This is a genomic window from Pseudoalteromonas sp. SANK 73390, assembly GCF_054966645.1.
In genome coordinates, this window is the sequence record NZ_ARPN01000016.1 from 1 (window position 1) to 1,095 (window position 1,095).

The following is a 1,095-nucleotide window of genomic DNA, read 5'->3' on the forward strand; positions in this document are numbered from 1 at the left end:
TAAACTTTGCGATAAGCGCTCTATTGACAAAGCATCGAATAAGTCCTGATTGTACTGCCAATCCAAGTACAGCTCATCGTCCGACTCCGTGATATAAAGCTCTAAGTCAAACTTCACCGCATTACTGCCCGCTTGCGCTAAGGGCGATAAGCTTAAACCCGGTAAATCTAGCGCCCCTTGTTCGTTGTTCTGCAGCACAAATAATATTTGGAATAATGGACTATGACTTAAACTTCGCGCTGGTTGTAATGCATCCACTAACTGCTCAAATGGCACTTCCTGATGCTGGAAACCATCTAAAATATGTTGTTTATTTTGTTGTAAAAAATCACTGAAACTCGTCTTCTCATCAACCTCTGTCCTTAACACCAAAGTATTTACGAAAAAGCCGATTAGATTTTCTAATTGCGGATGGTGTCTGCCCGCAACCGGGGTACCCATAACTATGTCCGTTTGTCCACTGTAGCGACTTAATAACACCGCAAAAACACTTTGCAGTAACATAAACAACGTCACATCTTCACTTCGACACAATTGCTTGACTTGCTTTGTCACACCCTTATTTAACCGTTGCCCAACCCGGGCGCCATTAAAGCTTTGCAATGCCCCTCTGGCTCTGTCTAATGGCAAACTATGCTGCACTGGTAATTGTGCTAAACGTGATTGCCAGTATCCCAATGACGTTGTTAACTTCGCTGCTTGCAGCTCTTGTCTTTGCCAATGTGCATAATCTGCATATTGAATTGGCAACGCCGCTAATGGGTTCTCTTCTGCCGCTTGATAAGCTCTATAAAGCTGGCTGAATTCATTCACTAAAATACCTAACGACCAACCATCCGATGCTATGTGATGCATATTCACTAACACCGCATGGCGTTCACTGCTCAGCTTTATCAAATGCACTCGCAGTAAATAGTCTCGACTTAAATCAAATGCTTGCTCTGCATCTGCTTGCATACTTACTTGCAGCGCTTGCTCAACATCATCTGCATCTTGTAAATCTATATAGGTCACTGAAAAATCATCTGCTGAGCGTATGTGTTGCACGGCCTCTGCCTCTACAACACTGATATTCGCTCTGAGCGATTCATGGCG

General features: G+C 43.6%; 1 protein-coding gene. It reads right to left on the reverse strand.

All coding sequences use genetic code 11. The annotated features are described in order from the left end of the window. Positions 1 to 1,095 (reverse strand): condensation domain-containing protein (locus SANK73390_RS01765; RefSeq protein ID WP_462762780.1); only part of this gene is annotated, 1,095 nt, incomplete at both ends.